We start from the raw sequence: 16,823 nt of genomic DNA, 5'->3' as shown, positions 1-16,823 counted from the left end.
AGTGGCAACATGGAACTTAACGAGTATGAGCAAGCATGTGCTGATTTGCAACGGGTCTACCTGTATGCGAAAAGGTGGCGAAGAAGTGACACAGGCAATCCGGAATGAAATTACCGAGCGAGATTTGGATGCATATGTACATACAACAAGAACAAGATGCAATGGACGCTGCAAAGACGGGTGTGTGGTTGTCGTTTACCCGGAAGCAGACTGGTATTTTGAAATGGACGAGCACCGTGCCAAAGAAATGGTCGCCTCGCATCTTGAAAACAACCAGCCAATAAAAGAATGGATTGCCTACGAGCGCTCAGGAGAAGGCATGCAGCTGCTGAACGGCCGCTTTAAGGGAACAGAAAAAGGAGAGAAAAAATGACGGGCACATTGTATGTTGTCGGCTTCGGACCCGGCCATGAAGATCATATTACCGATCGGGCGAAACAAGCGCTGAAAGAAAGTGATTACGTCATTGGATACAAAACCTACATGGAGCTTGTAGCCCCTTTGATTGAAGGAAAAGACGTTATTTCAACCGGAATGAGTGAGGAAGTAAGCCGGGCCCAGGCAGCGGTTAAGCAGGCGGAGCGCGGAAAAACCGTTTCTGTCATTTCAAGCGGTGATGCCGGTGTATACGGCATGGCAGGTCTTGTATATGAAGTATTGGCGGAACAGGGGTGGAAGCGGGATACCGGCATTCGTGTAGAAATTATTCCGGGAATATCGGCGATCAATTCATGCGCGTCTTTGCTCGGCGCCCCTATCATGCATGATGCCTGTACAATCAGCTTAAGTGACCATTTAACGCCGTGGGAGCTTATAGCGAAACGGATAGATGCTGCTGGCGCTGCTGATTTTGTGATTGCGCTATATAACCCGAAAAGCGGGCGGCGCACGAAACAAATTGAAGAGGCACAGCGGATTTTGCTCAACTACCGAAAGCCGGACACGCCGGTTGGGCTTGTAAAAAGCGCATACCGTGACCGGGAAGAAGTCGTGATGACGACACTTGCGGAAATGCTGGACCACGAAATTGGGATGCTGACAACAGTCGTAATCGGCAATTCAACGACTTTTTTCTATGATGGACTGATGATTACGCCGCGTGGATACACACGCAAATATACGTTAACAGAAGAAAAGCAGCCGCTGCGGCCGCATGAGCGGCTTCGCCCTGAAAACGAACCGTGGGCATTGCACGGAGGCCAAAGTGAAAAAAAGCCCGAGCTCAAAGAGCTTGGCCTGCAGGCGCTCGCCGCGCTGAAGCGGCAGAAGGCGGCACCGCCAGCTGTGAAAACAATCTTTGAAGCGGCGGTCAGCCCAGGGCTGGTAAACAAGCATTTTACACCGCAGCAGCTGATCGCTATATCTGAAGCAGCGGGCGAAAGGGGTACGATCGAATACACACCACATCATTATGTGCTGTTAAAAACCGAAACGAGTAACCCGCAGCCGATTATTGAAAAGTTGAAAGAAGCGGGACTAAGCCTTGCGCCAACCGGCGATGTTGTCACGATAAAAGCGTGTGACTTCTGCAACGGTGATAAAGGCGACGCGATTCCATATACCGAGCAGCTTGGACGGGAGATTGGCGGCCTCGACGTGCCGAAAGAGCTTCGTATTGGCGTGAATGGCTGCGGCATGGCGTGCTACGGTGCAGTGAACGAGGATATTGGCATCGTGTACCGTAAAGGAGCGTTTGACCTGTTTTTAGGCGCTAAAGTGGTCAGCCGGACTGCGCACCCAGGTGTGTATGTGGCAGAAGGCATTCCGCCGGAACGAGTTGTTCCGATGCTTACAGGAATTGTAGAAGAATACCGTGAATCCGGTCATCCAAATGAACGCTTTTTCAAATATTTTAAACGGGTTGGGGAAATAGAAGGATTTGCCCATCGAGATATGCCGGTGCCGGACGTTGAACCGATGCCGTGCGGAGAATAAGGGGGAGAAAGAATGAAAGCCGTACTTTTTGTTGGGCACGGAAGCCGTGACCCGGAAGGCAATGACCAAATTCATCAATTTGTGAAAGGATTTCTGCCGGATTTAAATCCGCTCGTTTTATATGAAACATGTTTCCTGGAGTTTGCGCGTCCCGATATCGCGGAAGGCATCGAGCGGTGTATAGCCCGGGGAGCAACTGAAGTTGCCCTCATACCACTTATGCTGCTGCCGGCGGGGCACTCGAAAATTCATATTCCAGCAGCGATTGACGCAGCAAAAGAAAAGTATCCGGGTGTGACATTTACCTATGGAAAGCCAATTGGCATCCATTATGAAACTTCTGTGATTTTAAAAGAACGCCTGAAGGATGCCGGCATTGATCCGGATGAAGCGGACGAACAGGATGCGGTGATTCTGCTTGGGCGCGGCGGAAGCGATGCAGATGCCAACAGTGACTTATGCAAAATTGCCCGTATTTTATGGGAAAAAACATCCTTTGAAACCGTTGAACCGGCGTTTTATGGTGTGACGAAGCCATCACTTCCCCAAGCGGTAGAAAGAGTTAAAAAGCTTGGCGCGAAAAAGATCATTATTCTGCCGTACTTTTTGTTTACGGGTGTGCTGATCAAACGGATCGAACAGGATTTGGCCCTGTTTCGTGAGCAATATCCAGAGTTGTCTTTCACGCTTGCGAATTATTTCGGGTTTCATCCGAAGCTTAAAGTCATTGTGGCAGACCGGATTGATGAAGCGCTGGGCGGTAAATCACTCATGAATTGTGATACATGCCAGTACCGGTTTGAAGCGGGTATTCACCATCACCATCATCATGACCACGATCATGATCACGACCACGGCCACGGCCACCATCATCACGGTCATGACCATGATCATGAAAAAGAGGCGATTCGATGATTTTCTTTTTGGCGGGGACAAGTGATGCCCGGGAGCTCGCTGTGAAACTGCAGGAAACGGGGCGCCCGGTTACAGCATCTGTAGTCACCCAGAATGCGTCAATTGAACTTGAAGCAGCGGGCATTTCAACGCGTGTGGGCCGGCTGGCCGGAGATGAAATGATGTCTGTGCTCGAAAAGGGTTATACGGCAGTCGTCGACGCCAGCCATCCGTTTGCCGAAGAAGCATCCCGAAATGCTATCGAAGCTGCCCAACGTGCCGGCATTCCTTATATCCGCTTTGAGCGGGCCGGCACGCAGGTTATTGAGCATCCGCTTGTCACACGCGTGGATACGTATGAAGAAGCAGCGGAAGCCGCACTAGAGCGGGGAGGTGTCGTGCTCCTGACGACTGGCAGCAAGACGCTGCAGGTTTTCACGGAAAAGCTGCTGCCCCACACGGATATCCGGCTGATTGCACGGATGCTGCCGCGCACGGACAATATGGAAAAATGCGCTGCGCTTGGACTGCCTCAAAAAAATATTGTGGCTATGCAGGGTCCTTTTACGAAAGAGTTTGATCTTGCACTGTACCGCCATTACGGCGTGACGACGACCGTCATGAAAGAAAGCGGCGCGATCGGCGCGGTAGCGGAAAAGATCGAAGCGGCCGTGTCGCTTGGTATCGAAACGATCGTCATTTCCCGGCCGCCGGTACAGTACCCAAATCAATGCGAGCAATTTGAGCAAGTGATCCACACATTAAATCGCCTGGAGGAAACGAAACATGGACTTTAAAACAACTTTTGTACCGGAAACAGTGAAACCAATGGAAATTGAATCGCTTAGTTTCTCGATTATTGAAGACGAGTTTGGCCCCCATGATTTATCACCGGAAGAGTTCGCTGTTGTACAGCGGGTGATTCATGCTTCTGCCGATTTTGAACTCGGGAAAAGCGTGCTGTTTCATCCAAAAGCCATTGAGTCTGGCATTCGCGCGATCCGGCAGGGTACGCGTGTAATTTGTGACGTACAAATGATTCAATCAGGCGTATCAAAACCGCGTATTGAGCAGTTTGGCGGTTCTGTGCATGTACATATCTCGGATGATGATGTGATGAAAGAAGCCAAAGAACTTGGGCTGACACGGGCGATTATCTCTATGCGTAAAGCGGCTGCGATTGGAGAAGGCGGTATTTACGCGATCGGCAATGCCCCGACAGCTCTCTTGGAAATTATCCGCCTCGCCAAAGAAGGCCTTGCCAAGCCTGATTTAATTATCGGCATGCCGGTCGGCTTTGTGTCGGCAGCAGAATCCAAAGAAGAACTGGCAAAACTGGATATTCCGTTTATTACGAATATTGGCCGTAAAGGCGGCAGTACGGTCACCGTGGCAGCACTGAATGCGCTGTCGCTGCTTGCCGTAAAATGAAGCCGGTCCCTGATAAGCCGCTTCGCACAGGATACACAACGGGTTCCTGTGCGACTGCTGCGGCAAAAATTTCGCTGCAGACGCTTCTTACAGGCCAGCCGCCCGAGTCGGTTTCTATTTATCTGCCGGCGAAGCAATGGGCTCACTTTACACCGGAATTTATCGAAGTAGGCGAGGGCTCTGTGAAAGCCGGCATCAAAAAAGATGCGGGAGACGATCCTGATATTACACACGGAGCTGTTATTTGTGCAGAAGTAAGCTGGACAAGCGAGCCAGGCATTGAGCTTGATGGCGGGGAAGGCGTCGGCCGGGCGACAAAGCCGGGACTCGACGTAGCACCGGGAGAAGCCGCGATCAATCCGGTGCCGCGCCGTATGATTACTGAAGCGGTTCAAGAGTTGCTTTTAGAAGCGGGGGCTGGAAAAGGAGTCCGCGTGATCATTTCCATTCCAGGCGGCGAGAAGCTGGCTGAGAAAACCTTAAATGCAAGGCTTGGCATTTTGGGCGGCTTGTCTATTCTAGGGACGAGCGGCATTGTCCGCCCGTTTTCAACCGCGGCTTTTCGAGCCAGTATTGTAAAGGCTATTGAAGTAGCCGTTGCAGCCGGCTGTAAGCACGTGGCCGCTACGACAGGCGGACGCAGTGAAAAATATGCCATGAATCATTTGCCGTATCTGCCGGAAGAAGCATTTATTGAAATGGGCGATTTTGTCGGCTTTACACTCAAGCATTGTAAACGGCTCGGTATTCAAAAAGTTACACTTGCCGGGATGCCGGGCAAATTTTCAAAGGTCGCTCAGGGCGTCATGATGGTGCACTCCAAAAGCGCACCGGTCGATATGAATTTTTTGGCGCAGATGGCAGAAGAAGCAGGCGCCTCCGAGAATGAAATTGAAGAAGTGCGGGCAGCTAACACAGCGACGCATGCAGCAGAATTAATGGCGGACTATCCGGCATTTTTTGCGCTTTTTTGCCGCAATTGCTCAAGAAATGCCGTTCAGGAAGTGCGCGGCGGCATGGAAGTTGAAACGCTGCTGTTTGCGATGAAAGGACAGCTTTTAGGAAAGGCGGAATACAGTGAGTAACGTACATATTATTGGCATTGGTGCAGACGGAGCGGAAGGACTGCACCCTCGCCAGCTGAAGCGTATTGAAGAAAGCCGGCTGCTTGTCGGCGGAGAACGGCAGCTGTCGTTTTTTCCTGATTTCACAGGGGAGAGGCTCGTGATTGGCGGGAATTTAAAAGAAGTAAAAACAAGGGTTCAGGACGAAGAAGGTCCAGTCGTGGTGCTGGCTTCGGGCGATCCGCTTTTTTACGGAATCGGAGCGTATCTGTCAGGGAGTACAGAAGCCGTGATTGAGCCGCAGCCGTCAAGTGTACAGCTTGCATTTGCCCGGATGAATGAATCGTGGCAGAATGCAAAAACGATCAGTGTGCACGGCCGTCCAATCACCGGGCTTGCCCAGAAAATTGACGGTGAAGAAAAAGTGGCGCTGCTGACAGATGAAACGCATTCACCAGATGTGCTTGCCCGCTACCTGCTTCGGTTTAACATGACCGAGTACGATGCATTTGTGGCTGAAAATCTGGGTGCGGCGGACGAACGCTGCCGTCATTTAACGCTTGAAGAAATGAGTGAAGCGTCGTTTGCTCCATTGAACGTAGTGATTTTAAAGAAAAACCGGCCATCGAAAACATGGACTACCGGTATTCCGGATGAGGAATTCAGCCAGCGCAAGCCGGACAAAGGCTTGATTACAAAGCGTGATATCCGCATTCTTACCATTGGCCGAATGAACATCCGTCCGGACAGTACCGTTTGGGATATCGGAACGTGTACCGGTTCCATCGCGATTGAAGCAGCTAAAATAGCCAGAAACGGTGCTGTTTTTGCCATCGAGAAAAATGAAGCGGACCTCGTCAATGCTGAAGCGAATTTTCAAAAATTTCGCACGGACGTGACGCTCATTCATGGAAAAGCGCCAGATGGATTAGAGGCTTTCCCTGATCCAGATTGCGTGTTTATGGGCGGCACGGCTGGTAATATGGACAAGCTTATTGACACGTGTGCGAAGCGGCTGAAGCCGGGCGGGACAATCGTATTGAATGCCGTTACGATTGAAAACATGTCAAAAGCCCATCAGTTATTCCGGGAAGCCGGCTTTGAGGTAGATATGGCTCTTGCTCAAGTGTCTTTGTCTAAGCCTATTTTAAATATGACGCGCTTTGAAGCGCAAAATCCGGTTTACATTATATGTGCTAAAAGAAAAGAGGAACAGTGATGACAGGTATCTTATATGGAATTGGTGCAGGACCGGGCGATCCGGAACTGTTAACGGTAAAAGCGTTTCGCATCTTGTCCGAAAGCAGGGTTATTGCGTTTCCGAAAAAGCGGTCTGGTGAAAAAAGCTATGCGCGTCAGATTATTGATGCTTATATTGATCCGCAGGAAAAAGACATGCTGGGTCTTGTTTTTCCGATGACGAAGGATCCGGTCATTTTAGAGCGTGAATGGAACAAAGCAGCAGAAGCCGTAGCGGAAAAACTGGAATCCGGCGAAAACGTTGCGTTTGTGACAGAGGGCGATCCGATGCTGTACAGCACATTTATTCACATGAAAAATGTATTACAAAAAAGAATGCCGAACGTAAAAACAGAAGTAGTGCCCGGCATATCATCAGTAAATGGAACTGCGGCAAGGCTGAACATTCCGCTTGCCGACGGAGATGAGCATGTAGCGATCATTCCGGCAACAAATGATCGCGACGCGCTGAAACAGGCAATTGAGACGCATGACTGTGTTATATTTCTAAAAGTCGCGAAGGTGGCAGCTCTTATTTCAAGTGTGATCCGGGAGCTTGGACTCGAGGAGTACGCCCATGCGGTCACAAAAGTTACATCCAGTGATGAAGTTGTCTGGACACTAGATGAATTTGAGCGGGCAGAACCGAACTATTTAACGCTGATGGTGGTGAAGAAAAAATGAAGCTGTTCATTGTGGGAGCGGGACCCGGCGCACCGGATTTAATTACGGTCCGCGGGATGAAGCTTGTAGAGGAAGCAGACGTGATTTTGTATGCCGATTCACTCGTTAACGAGGAATTAATGGCGGGCTGTAAGGAAGGCGCTGTTGTATTGAAAACGGCCGGCATGCATTTAGAAGAAATGGTAGAGACCATGGTCAATTACGTGAAGGAAGGAAAGACAGTCGTCCGCCTTCACACAGGCGACCCGGCTATTTATGGAGCGATCATCGAGCAAATTGCCCTCTTGAAAGAAGCGGGCATTGAAACCGAAATCGTACCTGGAGTCAGCTCCGTTTTTGCAGCAGCTGCGGCAGCTGGTGCGGAATTGACCATTCCGGATGTTACACAAACTGTTATTTTAACGCGGGCCGAGGGAAGAACGCCGGTACCAGAGAAAGAGCAGCTGAAGGATTTAGCCAAGCATGAATGTACAATTGCTTTTTTCTTAAGCGCAACATTGACCAAAAAGGTGACGCGTGAGCTGGTTGAAGCAGGCTGGCCGGAGAACACGCCGGTAGCTGTTGTATACCGTGCTACGTGGCCGGATGAAAAAATTGTCCGTTCAACGATCGCCGGACTCGATGCGGCGATGCGTGAAAACGGTATTCGCAAGCAGGCAATGATTTTAGCCGGCAAAGCGCTTGATCCGGACATTGGAAAATCGGGACATCGCTCGAAACTATACGATAAAACCTTTACCCACGGTTTCCGGAAGGGAATCAAGTCATGAAGGTTGCTATTGCCTCCATTACAAAACACGGAACCGAAACAGCACGCAAGCTTGCCGAGGAGATGCAGGCTGATTTATATTACATGCGGAAATTTTGCCGCGGTGATGAGGAAGAGCGGGGCATTACGCTGTTTGACGGTTCTGTCCGCCTTCAACTGCCAAAATTATTTAAAGAATACGACGGCATTGTGCTGATTATTTCACTCGGTGCTGTTGTCCGGATGATTGCCCCGATTTTAGGCGATAAAAAAACTGATCCGGCAGTGGTCGTCCTCGATGACCGAGCTGAGCATGCAATCAGCGTTCTTTCAGGCCATATAGGCGGCGCCAACGAGCTTACACACCGGGTGGCCGAACTGACAGGTGCCCGGCCGGTGATTACAACTGCATCCGATGTGCAAAAAACGATTCCGGTTGATATGTTTGGCCGTGAATTCGGCTGGAAGTTTGAATATGACCGCTTTTTAACGCAGGCGGCAGCTGCTGTAGTAAACGAAGAGCCGGTACTTGTCGTGCAGGAATCAGGAGAGCCGAACTGGTGGAAGCATGAGCGGCCGATGCCGGCTCATATCAAGACGGCGGCTTCGGTAAAAGAAGCACTTGAAATGCGGCACAATGCTGCTCTCATTGTCACCCACAGACTGCTCGATGCAGAAGAACTTGATGGGCTTCACTATCCTGTTGTATACCGCCCAAAATCAATCGTCCTTGGCATTGGATGCAATCGTGGAACAGAAGCGGAGGAAATTGAGCAGGTCATCGATGAGGCCCTTCGCGATCTTGCCCTTTCCAAAACAAGCGTTCAGTCCATTGCATCCATTGACTTGAAAAAAGATGAAGAGGGTATTTTGGCGGTTGCCGAAAAAAACAACTGGCCGTTTTTTACCTTCTCGCCTGAGCAGTTAAACAAAGCGCCGATGAAAGAGCGTTCAGAAACGGTGTTTAAGTATACCGGTGCGTATGGAGTCAGTGAACCGGCTGCTTATTTAGCGTCAAAAGGGGGAGAAGTTATTCTGCCAAAGAAAAAAAACGGCAACGTAACCATTTCGGTTGCCCTGATCGAATTTGGCACGAAGTAAAGGAGAGAAGAATAAGATGGGAAAACGAATCGTCATTGCCGGAACGGGCAGCGGCTCCGGCAAAACAACGGTTACGCTGGCGCTGCTTGGCGCTCTTAAGCAGCAAGGCCTTTCTGTACAGCCGTTTAAATGTGGACCGGATTATATCGACCCAACATACCATACGGTCATATGCGGGCGCGTTTCGCGCAACCTGGACAGCTGGATGGGAAATGCCGGCACGATCCGTGAGGTATTTTCTGAAGCGTCACGGGATGCCGATATTTCAGTGATTGAAGGCGTCATGGGAATGTTTGATGGAAAAGACCCACTCAAAGATGACGGCAGTACAGCTGAGATCAGCCGTCTTACAGGCGCGCCCGTACTGCTGGTCATTGATGCATCCGGCACGGCACGAAGCGCGGCAGCCATTGTTAAAGGATTTCAAATGATGGCACCTGGGCAGATCAAAGCCGTTATTGCGAATAAAACCGGCAGTGAAGGACACTTTCGCTTGATTGAGCAGGCAGTAAAGCAGGAATGCGGCATCCCGGTTATCGGCCATTTGCTGAAAATGCCTGGTGTCAGTGTGCCGGAGCGCCATCTGGGTCTTGTCCCGGCCGTTGAAAGAGGAGACCTGGCCGGCTTTTTCCATACGCTTGCAGAAGCGGCCCGAAAGACGGTTGACCTTGATGAACTGCTCCGCCTTGCAGAAGTGCCGGACCTGCCGCAGTCTGAAAACCGTTTATTTGAAAGAAAACAAGACAGCCATGTGACGATTGCGGTTGCAAAGGATGCCGCCTTTCACTTTTACTACGAGGAAAACTTGGAGATGCTTCGTACGCATGGGGCAGACCTTCACTTTTTCTCACCTCTTGCCGGCGAGACCGTACCCGAAGCAGCAGATGCTCTTTATATTGGCGGCGGATTTCCGGAGGAATTCGCACCCGTTCTCGCTGCCCAGTGTGAAGCACGGAAGTCTGTCCGGCGGGCTGTTGAGTCCGGTATGCCGACATTAGCTGAATGCGGCGGGTTTATGTATTTAACGGAAGAACTGATCACTGTTGATGAACACTCTTATCCGATGTGCGGCATTATTCAGGGGAAAACGGTCATGAAATCAACCCGCGCAGCCCTAGGCTACCGGGAATTAACCGCTTTTCCGGGTGCATGGATCCCAGAAGGCGAGAAGCTAAGAGGACATGAGTTTCATTATTCTGTGTTTGAAGGACAGGAAAAACCAGCTCCGGCTTTTCAATCCGGCAGCCGATTTGGGCAGAAGCCGGACGGCTGTATAGTGCATAATGCTGTTGCAGGCTATGCCCATCTTTATTTTCCGTCAAATACTGGAATCCCGGAAGCGTTCGTGAGAGCGGCCCAGACTTACCAGCGGAAAAAAGTGACAATCTAAAAAACTTGTACGTTTTTCGTCAAATTATGACAAAAACATAGCCATATTTTTACGAAACTATTGTATTAGAGTATCTCTTTGTTTACAATCATAAATGGAAGGTGCATCCAATATTATGTTTGATTAGGGGATACGTATGAACAAAAAAACGACCATCATTGCTTTGCTGTCAAGTTTATTTTTGATGCTCGCCATGGTACTGGTCAATTTGATTGTAACAGCCACTCACCATAACAAAACGGTGTGGGCAACAAGCACAGTAAAATCGTCTTATGAAAATATTAACATTAAAACGAAAGAAGCCCATGAAAAGAGGTATGATATCGCGATACAGTACCCTGTTTTTCAACAGGCTTCCTTAAATAAAAAAATTGAACAGTATGTAAAACAAAAAGAGTCAGGTTTTTTAAAAGAAGTCGGGAAAACCGATAGAAAAATGCGAAACGAGCAGCCTGCTTCCCTGCGGTTAACGTTTGAGCTTGTTCCAGACAGCAGCGGTATTTACTCGGTTCTTTTCAATGAAAAAACGTATATCACGGCTGAAAAAAACCGCATCTTGAATGAAACGTTTATCGTGGATACAGCAGCGGGCCTCCTTGCAAAGGCGCCGGACTTATTTATCAATCCGCAAAAAGCTTCAACGGCCCTTCATACACCTGTTTCGATAAACGAAGCTGGTTTGTATGTGAAAAATGGAAAAATGGTTTTTTTTAGTGATCGTAAAAAGCACGAAGGAAGTGTGCCGCTTCGCAAGGCAGTGCCGTTTTTAAAAAAGGAATGGCGGGACCAGTTAGCGGCAGAGACTGAGCCTCAGGCGGAGCCAGCCGGAAAAACATCTAGAAAAATTGCGCTTACGTTTGATGACGGGCCAAATCCGCAGAGTACAAAAGCGATTTTGGCTACGCTTAAAAAACATCATGCAAGAGCCACCTTTTTTATGCTCGGCAGTCGTGTGGAGCAATATCCGGAGCTCGCCGACCAAGTGGTGCAAGAAGGCCATGAAATCGGCAATCATTCTTTTAGTCACCGGAACCTGACTACACTCGATAAGCAGGGTATAGAAGAAGAAATTCGGCGGACAGCTTCAGCAGTAGAAGCGGCTGCCGGTGTTTCGCCATTGACGGTCCGGCCTCCTTATGGAGCGACAAATGACAGTGTAAATGAAGTGATTGGAGCAAAACCGCTGCTTTGGACCATTGACACCATGGACTGGAAATCGCACAATCCAAAAGCCATCTGCCGGATTGTCGAAAAAGAAGCAAAGGACGGTTCAATCGTGTTAATGCATGATATTCATCAAACTACTGCCCAATCGCTTGATGAAATCGTGTCTTTTCTGCAAAAGGAAGGCTATGAACTTGTCACAGTCAGTGAATTGTAAAGAGATCCGGCCCGGCGAAAGCTGAGCCGGATTTTGTGTTCATAAAGCGGAACATGATATGATAAGAAAAAAGACGGTTATTTTTTGAAAAACAGGAGGTGGATGCTCCGAGTTATCGGAGCCTGTCATTGGAGATTGTGAATTTATTGGGCATTGCTTTATTAATCGCCCTCACTGCTTTTTTCGTAGCTGCGGAATTTGCTATTGTAAAAATGAGAGCTTCACGCGTCGATCAGCTTGTAGCGGAAGGAAAACCGGGTGCTATGGCAGCGAAACGCGTTACAACCCGTTTAGATGAGTATTTATCTGCCTGCCAGCTCGGCATTACCATTACGGCACTCGGGCTTGGCTGGATTGGCGAACCGACGGTGGAAAAGCTTCTTCATCCGCTGTTTGAGCGTTTTGAGCTTGCTTCTTCTCTCGCTGCAGTTTTGTCATTTATCCTTGCTTTTACCATTGTTACGTTTCTTCATGTTGTAGTGGGCGAGCTGGCGCCTAAAACAGTCGCTATCCAAAAAGCGGAGGAAGTCACGCTGGCGCTTGCCGTCCCGCTTATATGGTTTTACCGTATTATGTATCCATTTATATGGACGCTCAACGGCTCTGCACGGTTTGTGACCGGATTGTTCGGGCTGAAAATGGCATCTGAACATGATGAGGTTCATACAGAGGAAGAATGGCGGATGCTGCTTTCTGAAAGTTACAAAAGCGGCGAAATCAATCAAACCGAACTGAAGTATGTAAATAATATTTTTGAATTTGATGAGCGCCTTGCAAAAGAAATTATGGTGCCGCGCACAGAAATGGTCAGCTTATCGATTGATGATACACTCGATGATGTTCTGGCTATTATCAGAGAAGAAAAATATACGCGGTATCCCGTTATTGACGGAGACAAAGACAATGTAATCGGCATGGTGAACTTCAAAGAAATTTTAAGCGTCGCCGTAAAAGGCAAGCCGCTTCCTAAAGTACAGCCGCTACGTCAATTTGTAAAACCCGTGATTCGCGTGTTTGAAAACATGCTGATTCATGACCTGCTTGTGAAAATGCAGAAAGAGCAGACACATATGGCAATCTTAATTGATGAATATGGCGGTACATCAGGTCTTGTAACGGTAGAAGACATTTTAGAAGAAATTGTCGGGGAAATTCGTGACGAATATGATACAGATGAAATTCCCGAAGTACGAAAAGTGAATGACAGCCATTATCTATTCAGCGCAAAAGTATTAATAAGTGAAGTAAATGCCCTGCTTGGCACCGAGTTAAATGATGAAGATGTCGATACGCTCGGCGGCTGGTTTTTAACAGAAAAAATTGATACATCCCTTCATGACATGCTCGAAGAAGAGGACTGGGTATTTACGATTATCGAAATGGAAGATCATCATATTTTATATATTGAAGCGAAAAAGCGCACATAATGGGCGCTTTTTTTCGTGGTTGTCCAAGAAATAGTCCGGGACAAGTTGCCGGAACGCTCAAAAAGGTGTAGGATAATAGGAATGAAACACGATGGAAAAGCAAAGGGAGTAAAAATAATGTCACGATATGAAGACGACAGCCTTGCCTTGCATACCGACCTTTATCAGATTAATATGGCCGAAACGTACTGGCATGATGGCATCCATACAAAAAAAGCCGTATTTGAATTATATTTTCGCAAGCTTCCATTCGGAAACGGATACGGTGTTTTTGCCGGATTAGAAAAAATTATCGATTACTTGGAGAATTTTCATTTTTCAGAGAGCGATATCGACTATTTGCGCGATATCGGCTACAAGGAAGATTTTTTAGCTTATTTAAAAAACATGAGGTTTACAGGCACGTTAAAAAGTATGCAGGAAGGTGAGCTTGTCTTTGCAAACGAACCGATTCTGCGTATTGAAGCGCCGCTGGCGGAAGCTCAAATTGTCGAAACCGCCCTGCTTAATATTGTGAACTATCAGACATTGATCGCCACGAAAGCATCTCGGATTAAACAGGTGCTTGGCGACGAAACGGCAATGGAATTTGGCTCGCGCCGGGCGCACGAGATGGATGCAGCAGTATGGGGAACGCGGGCTGCTTATATCGGCGGTTTTGACGCAACAAGCAATGTCCGGGCAGGGAAGCTGTTTGGCATTCCTGTTTCCGGTACGCACGCCCATGCACTTGTGCAAACGTACAAAGATGAATACACAGCTTTTCGCAAATATGCAGAACGGCATCGTGACTGTGTGTTTCTCGTAGATACTTATGACACGCTCAAGTCTGGTATGCCGGCAGCGATACGGGCTGCAAAAGAGCTGGGAGACCAGATTCGCTTCGTTGGTGTCCGCCTCGACAGCGGCGATATGGCTTATCTTTCCAAGGAAGCACGTAAAATGCTTGATGAATCAGGGTTTCCAAAAGCGCATATTGTGGCGTCCAATGATCTGGATGAATACACAATTATGAACTTAAAAGCAGAAGGTGCCAAAATTGATGTATGGGGTATCGGTACAAAGGTGATTACCGCGTATGACCAAGCTGCTCTTGGCGCCGTTTATAAATTGGTGTCGATTGAAGATGACAACGGAAGGATGACGGATACGATCAAGCTGTCAGCCAATCCAGAAAAAGTGACAACACCTGGATTAAAACGCGTGTACCGCATTATCAATAAGCTGAATGGCAAAGCGGAAGGGGATTATATTGCGATGGAACATGAAGATCCACAGCATGCCGAGCGGCTGAAAATGTTTCATCCTGTACACACCTTTGTCAGCAAATTTGTGACCAATTTTGAAGCGCGCGAACTGCATGAACCGATTTTCATCAACGGCACGCGTGTATATGACCTGCCCGATATCCACACGATCCGGAGCCGGACGGCGGATAACCTGTCGCTATTATGGAGCGAATACAAGCGGGCGCTTAATCCGGAAGAATATCCGGTCGATTTAAGCCAGGCCTGCTGGGATAATAAAATGAAAAATATTGAAGCCGTTAAAGCGCAGCCGCAGGAGCAGCTGTAACGGTCCGAAAAAGCGCCAAAATCGGCGCTTTTTTTCATGTAATCTTTGCCCCTGTAAAAAGCAGCGATTATAATGGAAGAAGGTACACTAGGAGGTGCGTCTCGTGAAGGAAGAATTAAGTGAATTTTATGATATCTTTACCGGCACTAAAAAAGATATTGAAAGTTTTATGGCAATACTCGATCCGGTTATTAACAATGCAAAAGATGACCACGAGCGGCTGTATTATCACCATATTTTTGAAGAAGAGGAACAGCGGCTTTCCAGGCTTGCCGAGTTGATCCCGCTGATTGAAACCTTTCAGGCCGGGCGGGGAGGCGAGTTCACACCGTCCAACAATACGTTCAACCGGCTGCTGCAGGAATTGAACCTTGAAAAGTTTGGCCTGCATAACTTTGTGGAGCATCTTGATCTTGCTCTTTTTCAATTTAAAGATGCGGAGCGCCAGGCCAAGCTGTCCCAAATGCGCGAATCCAATTATAAAAGTTATCAGTTTGTAAAAGAAAAGCTTGCCGGCATTAATAAACGCTTTGACACAGGATACACAGACCCGCATGCGCATCATGACGAGCATGGCGATCATTTAAACCATCATGCACACAGCGACCATCATTCCCATGTGCGTACATCGGCGGCGCTTACGGCAAAACCGGCAGGACCAAAGCGGACATTTACAGTAGGGTCCCTTATTTCAAAGTAGGAGGAAGAGTTGATGAGCAAATTACACTTATATCCAGACGCACCACTATCAGAGGCTGACTTTGATCAGCTGGAGCAAATTATGATTGAAGCGGCCAGAGGGCAATTAACAGGCCGGCGGTTCATTGAGTTATACGGCCCGCTTGGACGCGGCGTACAGAGCATTCACACAGACATTTTTTCTGAAAAAAGCGCAGCTCATATGGATTTGCAGGGATCGTTTGACACGGAAGTGGAATCATCCAAGCGCGTCAATTATACCATTCCTATGTTATATAAGGATTTTGTTTTGTACTGGCGTGACATTGAGCAGGCAAAAGCACTTGATATTCCGATCGACTTTTCCGCAGCAGCCAATGCAGCACGTGATGTGGCATTGCTCGAAGACGAAATGATTTTTCATGGCGCGGCCCAGTTTGACATACCTGGTTTAATGAATGTCAAAGGACGCCAGACACATTTAATCAGCAATTGGTACGAATCCGGAACCGCATTCCAGGACGTAGTGGAAGCACGTGGAAAGCTGATGGAGATGAACCATAACGGTCCGTATGCGCTTGTTCTGTCGCCAGAGCTGTATGCACTGCTGCACCGGGTACATCGCGATACAAACGTGCTCGAAATTGAGCATGTGCGTGAGCTTGTAACAGGCGGCGTTTTTCAATCGCCTGTTTTAAAAGGAAAAACAGGTGTGCTTGTGAATACAGGGCGTAATAATCTTGATTTGGCAGTATCGGAAGATTTCGAAACCGCTTATCTCGGCGAAGAAGGAATGAACCACCCATTCCGTGTATACGAAACGGCAGTGCTCCGGATCAAACGTCCATCTGCAATTTGTACATTCGCCGACCCAAGAGATGATGAATAGGGAGTGGACGGTCGGTTCGCTCATTCCAGGCAGGGAAACACGGCGTGCACCGCTGGAGCCGCCGGCCCGCCTGGCGGAAGAAAAACAGCCATCTCTCGATAAGCTGGCAGCAGCTGTTCAATGGAAGCAAAAAGAAGCCTCCTGCACTGTATCAGTCAAGCCGGGTATTACACTGCTCGATGCGGCGCTTGAACAAGGGTGCAGCATAGATTACAAATGCCGCAAAGGAACATGCGGCCGATGTGCTGTGGATATTTTTTCAGGAGAAACCTTTCTCTCACTTAGAAATGAAGCCGAACAAAAAAAACTCGGCGCTTCTTTGCGCAGGCTGGCCTGCCAGGCGGTCATGAGAGAAGCGTAAAAAAAACAGGGAAGCCGATTTGGCAC

The 16,823-nt window shown here is 48.5% G+C and carries 17 protein-coding genes; all 17 read left to right on the top strand.

The features are described 5' to 3' along the window. The first annotated feature begins 1 nt into the window (after position 1). The 17 genes from RRU94_RS20685 to RRU94_RS20605 all read left to right on the top strand — a co-directional run bounded on the left by RRU94_RS20685 (position 2) and on the right by RRU94_RS20605 (position 16,797). Positions 2–373, top strand: coding sequence for a (2Fe-2S) ferredoxin domain-containing protein (locus RRU94_RS20685; RefSeq protein WP_242232244.1), 372 nt, complete (start codon positions 2–4; stop codon positions 371–373). Beyond that, the gene (cobJ, locus tag RRU94_RS20680; RefSeq protein ID WP_315692757.1) at positions 370–1,935 is read left to right on the top strand and encodes a precorrin-3B C(17)-methyltransferase; all 1,566 of its coding nucleotides are present in this window, start codon (positions 370–372) and stop codon (positions 1,933–1,935) included. The genes RRU94_RS20685 and cobJ overlap by 4 nt, the downstream gene beginning before the upstream one ends. A 12-nt stretch (positions 1,936–1,947) precedes the next feature. Then, complete coding sequence (locus RRU94_RS20675) at positions 1,948–2,850, top strand: sirohydrochlorin chelatase (RefSeq protein ID WP_315692755.1); 903 nt, start codon at positions 1,948–1,950, stop codon at positions 2,848–2,850. Beyond that, the gene (gene cobK, locus RRU94_RS20670) at positions 2,847–3,626 is read left to right on the top strand and encodes a precorrin-6A reductase (protein WP_315692754.1); all 780 of its coding nucleotides are present in this window, start codon (positions 2,847–2,849) and stop codon (positions 3,624–3,626) included. Before RRU94_RS20675 ends, cobK begins: the two co-directional genes overlap by 4 nt. After that, entirely contained in the window at positions 3,616–4,260 is a 645-nt protein-coding gene (locus RRU94_RS20665; RefSeq protein ID WP_251270425.1) for a precorrin-8X methylmutase, read from the top strand. Before cobK ends, RRU94_RS20665 begins: the two co-directional genes overlap by 11 nt. Next, positions 4,257–5,345, top strand: coding sequence for a cobalt-precorrin-5B (C(1))-methyltransferase (locus tag RRU94_RS20660; protein WP_315692753.1), 1,089 nt, complete (start codon positions 4,257–4,259; stop codon positions 5,343–5,345). Before RRU94_RS20665 ends, RRU94_RS20660 begins: the two co-directional genes overlap by 4 nt. Beyond that, positions 5,338–6,543 carry a precorrin-6y C5,15-methyltransferase (decarboxylating) subunit CbiE gene (gene cbiE / locus RRU94_RS20655; RefSeq protein ID WP_315692752.1) on the top strand — a complete coding sequence of 402 codons (1,206 nt, stop codon included), beginning with the start codon at positions 5,338–5,340 and terminating at the stop codon, positions 6,541–6,543. Before RRU94_RS20660 ends, cbiE begins: the two co-directional genes overlap by 8 nt. After that, complete coding sequence (gene cobI / locus RRU94_RS20650) at positions 6,543–7,247, top strand: precorrin-2 C(20)-methyltransferase (protein ID WP_315692751.1); 705 nt, start codon at positions 6,543–6,545, stop codon at positions 7,245–7,247. The genes cbiE and cobI overlap by 1 nt, the downstream gene beginning before the upstream one ends. Continuing rightward, positions 7,244–8,017: a precorrin-4 C(11)-methyltransferase gene (cobM, locus tag RRU94_RS20645; protein WP_315692750.1), complete on the top strand. Its 774-nt coding sequence runs from the start codon at positions 7,244–7,246 to the stop codon at positions 8,015–8,017. Before cobI ends, cobM begins: the two co-directional genes overlap by 4 nt. Then, on the top strand, positions 8,014–9,096 hold the full coding sequence (locus RRU94_RS20640; RefSeq protein WP_315692749.1) for a cobalt-precorrin 5A hydrolase: 1,083 nt from the start codon (positions 8,014–8,016) through the stop codon (positions 9,094–9,096). Before cobM ends, RRU94_RS20640 begins: the two co-directional genes overlap by 4 nt. Before the next feature lie 16 nt (positions 9,097–9,112). Then, on the top strand, positions 9,113–10,486 hold the full coding sequence (locus tag RRU94_RS20635; RefSeq protein ID WP_315692748.1) for a cobyrinic acid a,c-diamide synthase CobB: 1,374 nt from the start codon (positions 9,113–9,115) through the stop codon (positions 10,484–10,486). A 136-nt stretch (positions 10,487–10,622) separates the two neighbouring features. Next, the gene (locus tag RRU94_RS20630; RefSeq protein WP_315692747.1) at positions 10,623–11,867 is read left to right on the top strand and encodes a polysaccharide deacetylase family protein; all 1,245 of its coding nucleotides are present in this window, start codon (positions 10,623–10,625) and stop codon (positions 11,865–11,867) included. Positions 11,868–11,995: 128 nt separating this feature from the next. Next, positions 11,996–13,294, top strand: coding sequence for a hemolysin family protein (locus RRU94_RS20625; protein WP_242232232.1), 1,299 nt, complete (start codon positions 11,996–11,998; stop codon positions 13,292–13,294). 117 nt (positions 13,295–13,411) lie between these two features. After that, positions 13,412–14,869, top strand: a complete 1,458-nt coding sequence (locus tag RRU94_RS20620) for a nicotinate phosphoribosyltransferase (RefSeq protein ID WP_410492991.1) — start codon at positions 13,412–13,414, stop codon at positions 14,867–14,869. Between the two features lie 103 nt (positions 14,870–14,972). Further along, the gene (locus RRU94_RS20615; RefSeq protein WP_315692746.1) at positions 14,973–15,569 is read left to right on the top strand and encodes an IMEF encapsulin system ferritin-like cargo protein; all 597 of its coding nucleotides are present in this window, start codon (positions 14,973–14,975) and stop codon (positions 15,567–15,569) included. A gap of 12 nt (positions 15,570–15,581) precedes the next feature. Further along, on the top strand, positions 15,582–16,436 hold the full coding sequence (locus RRU94_RS20610) for a family 1 encapsulin nanocompartment shell protein (protein WP_251270415.1): 855 nt from the start codon (positions 15,582–15,584) through the stop codon (positions 16,434–16,436). Next, entirely contained in the window at positions 16,429–16,797 is a 369-nt protein-coding gene (locus RRU94_RS20605; protein WP_315692745.1) for a 2Fe-2S iron-sulfur cluster-binding protein, read from the top strand. Before RRU94_RS20610 ends, RRU94_RS20605 begins: the two co-directional genes overlap by 8 nt. The last annotated feature ends 26 nt before the right edge of the window (positions 16,798–16,823 follow it).

Source organism: Domibacillus sp. DTU_2020_1001157_1_SI_ALB_TIR_016 (genome assembly GCF_032341995.1).
Classification (GTDB): domain Bacteria; phylum Bacillota; class Bacilli; order Bacillales; family Domibacillaceae; genus Domibacillus; species Domibacillus indicus_A.
Note: the sequence above shows the minus strand (reverse complement) of the source record. Positions and strands in the feature narration are given on the sequence as shown.

Excerpts from the sequence above, each read along its gene's own strand:
- cobJ (WP_315692757.1), top strand. The coding sequence starts at position 370 with ATGACGGGCACATTGTATGTTGTCGGCTTCGGACCCGGCCATGAAGAT.
- RRU94_RS20675 (WP_315692755.1), top strand. The coding sequence starts at position 1,948 with ATGAAAGCCGTACTTTTTGTTGGGCACGGAAGCCGTGACCCGGAAGGC.
- cobK (WP_315692754.1), top strand. The coding sequence starts at position 2,847 with ATGATTTTCTTTTTGGCGGGGACAAGTGATGCCCGGGAGCTCGCTGTG.
- RRU94_RS20665 (WP_251270425.1), top strand. The coding sequence starts at position 3,616 with ATGGACTTTAAAACAACTTTTGTACCGGAAACAGTGAAACCAATGGAA.
- RRU94_RS20660 (WP_315692753.1), top strand. The coding sequence starts at position 4,257 with ATGAAGCCGGTCCCTGATAAGCCGCTTCGCACAGGATACACAACGGGT.
- cobI (WP_315692751.1), top strand. The coding sequence starts at position 6,543 with ATGACAGGTATCTTATATGGAATTGGTGCAGGACCGGGCGATCCGGAA.
- cobM (WP_315692750.1), top strand. The coding sequence starts at position 7,244 with ATGAAGCTGTTCATTGTGGGAGCGGGACCCGGCGCACCGGATTTAATT.
- RRU94_RS20640 (WP_315692749.1), top strand. The coding sequence starts at position 8,014 with ATGAAGGTTGCTATTGCCTCCATTACAAAACACGGAACCGAAACAGCA.
- RRU94_RS20635 (WP_315692748.1), top strand. The coding sequence starts at position 9,113 with ATGGGAAAACGAATCGTCATTGCCGGAACGGGCAGCGGCTCCGGCAAA.
- RRU94_RS20630 (WP_315692747.1), top strand. The coding sequence starts at position 10,623 with ATGAACAAAAAAACGACCATCATTGCTTTGCTGTCAAGTTTATTTTTG.
- RRU94_RS20620 (WP_410492991.1), top strand. The coding sequence starts at position 13,412 with ATGTCACGATATGAAGACGACAGCCTTGCCTTGCATACCGACCTTTAT.
- RRU94_RS20610 (WP_251270415.1), top strand. The coding sequence starts at position 15,582 with ATGAGCAAATTACACTTATATCCAGACGCACCACTATCAGAGGCTGAC.
- RRU94_RS20605 (WP_315692745.1), top strand. The coding sequence starts at position 16,429 with ATGAATAGGGAGTGGACGGTCGGTTCGCTCATTCCAGGCAGGGAAACA.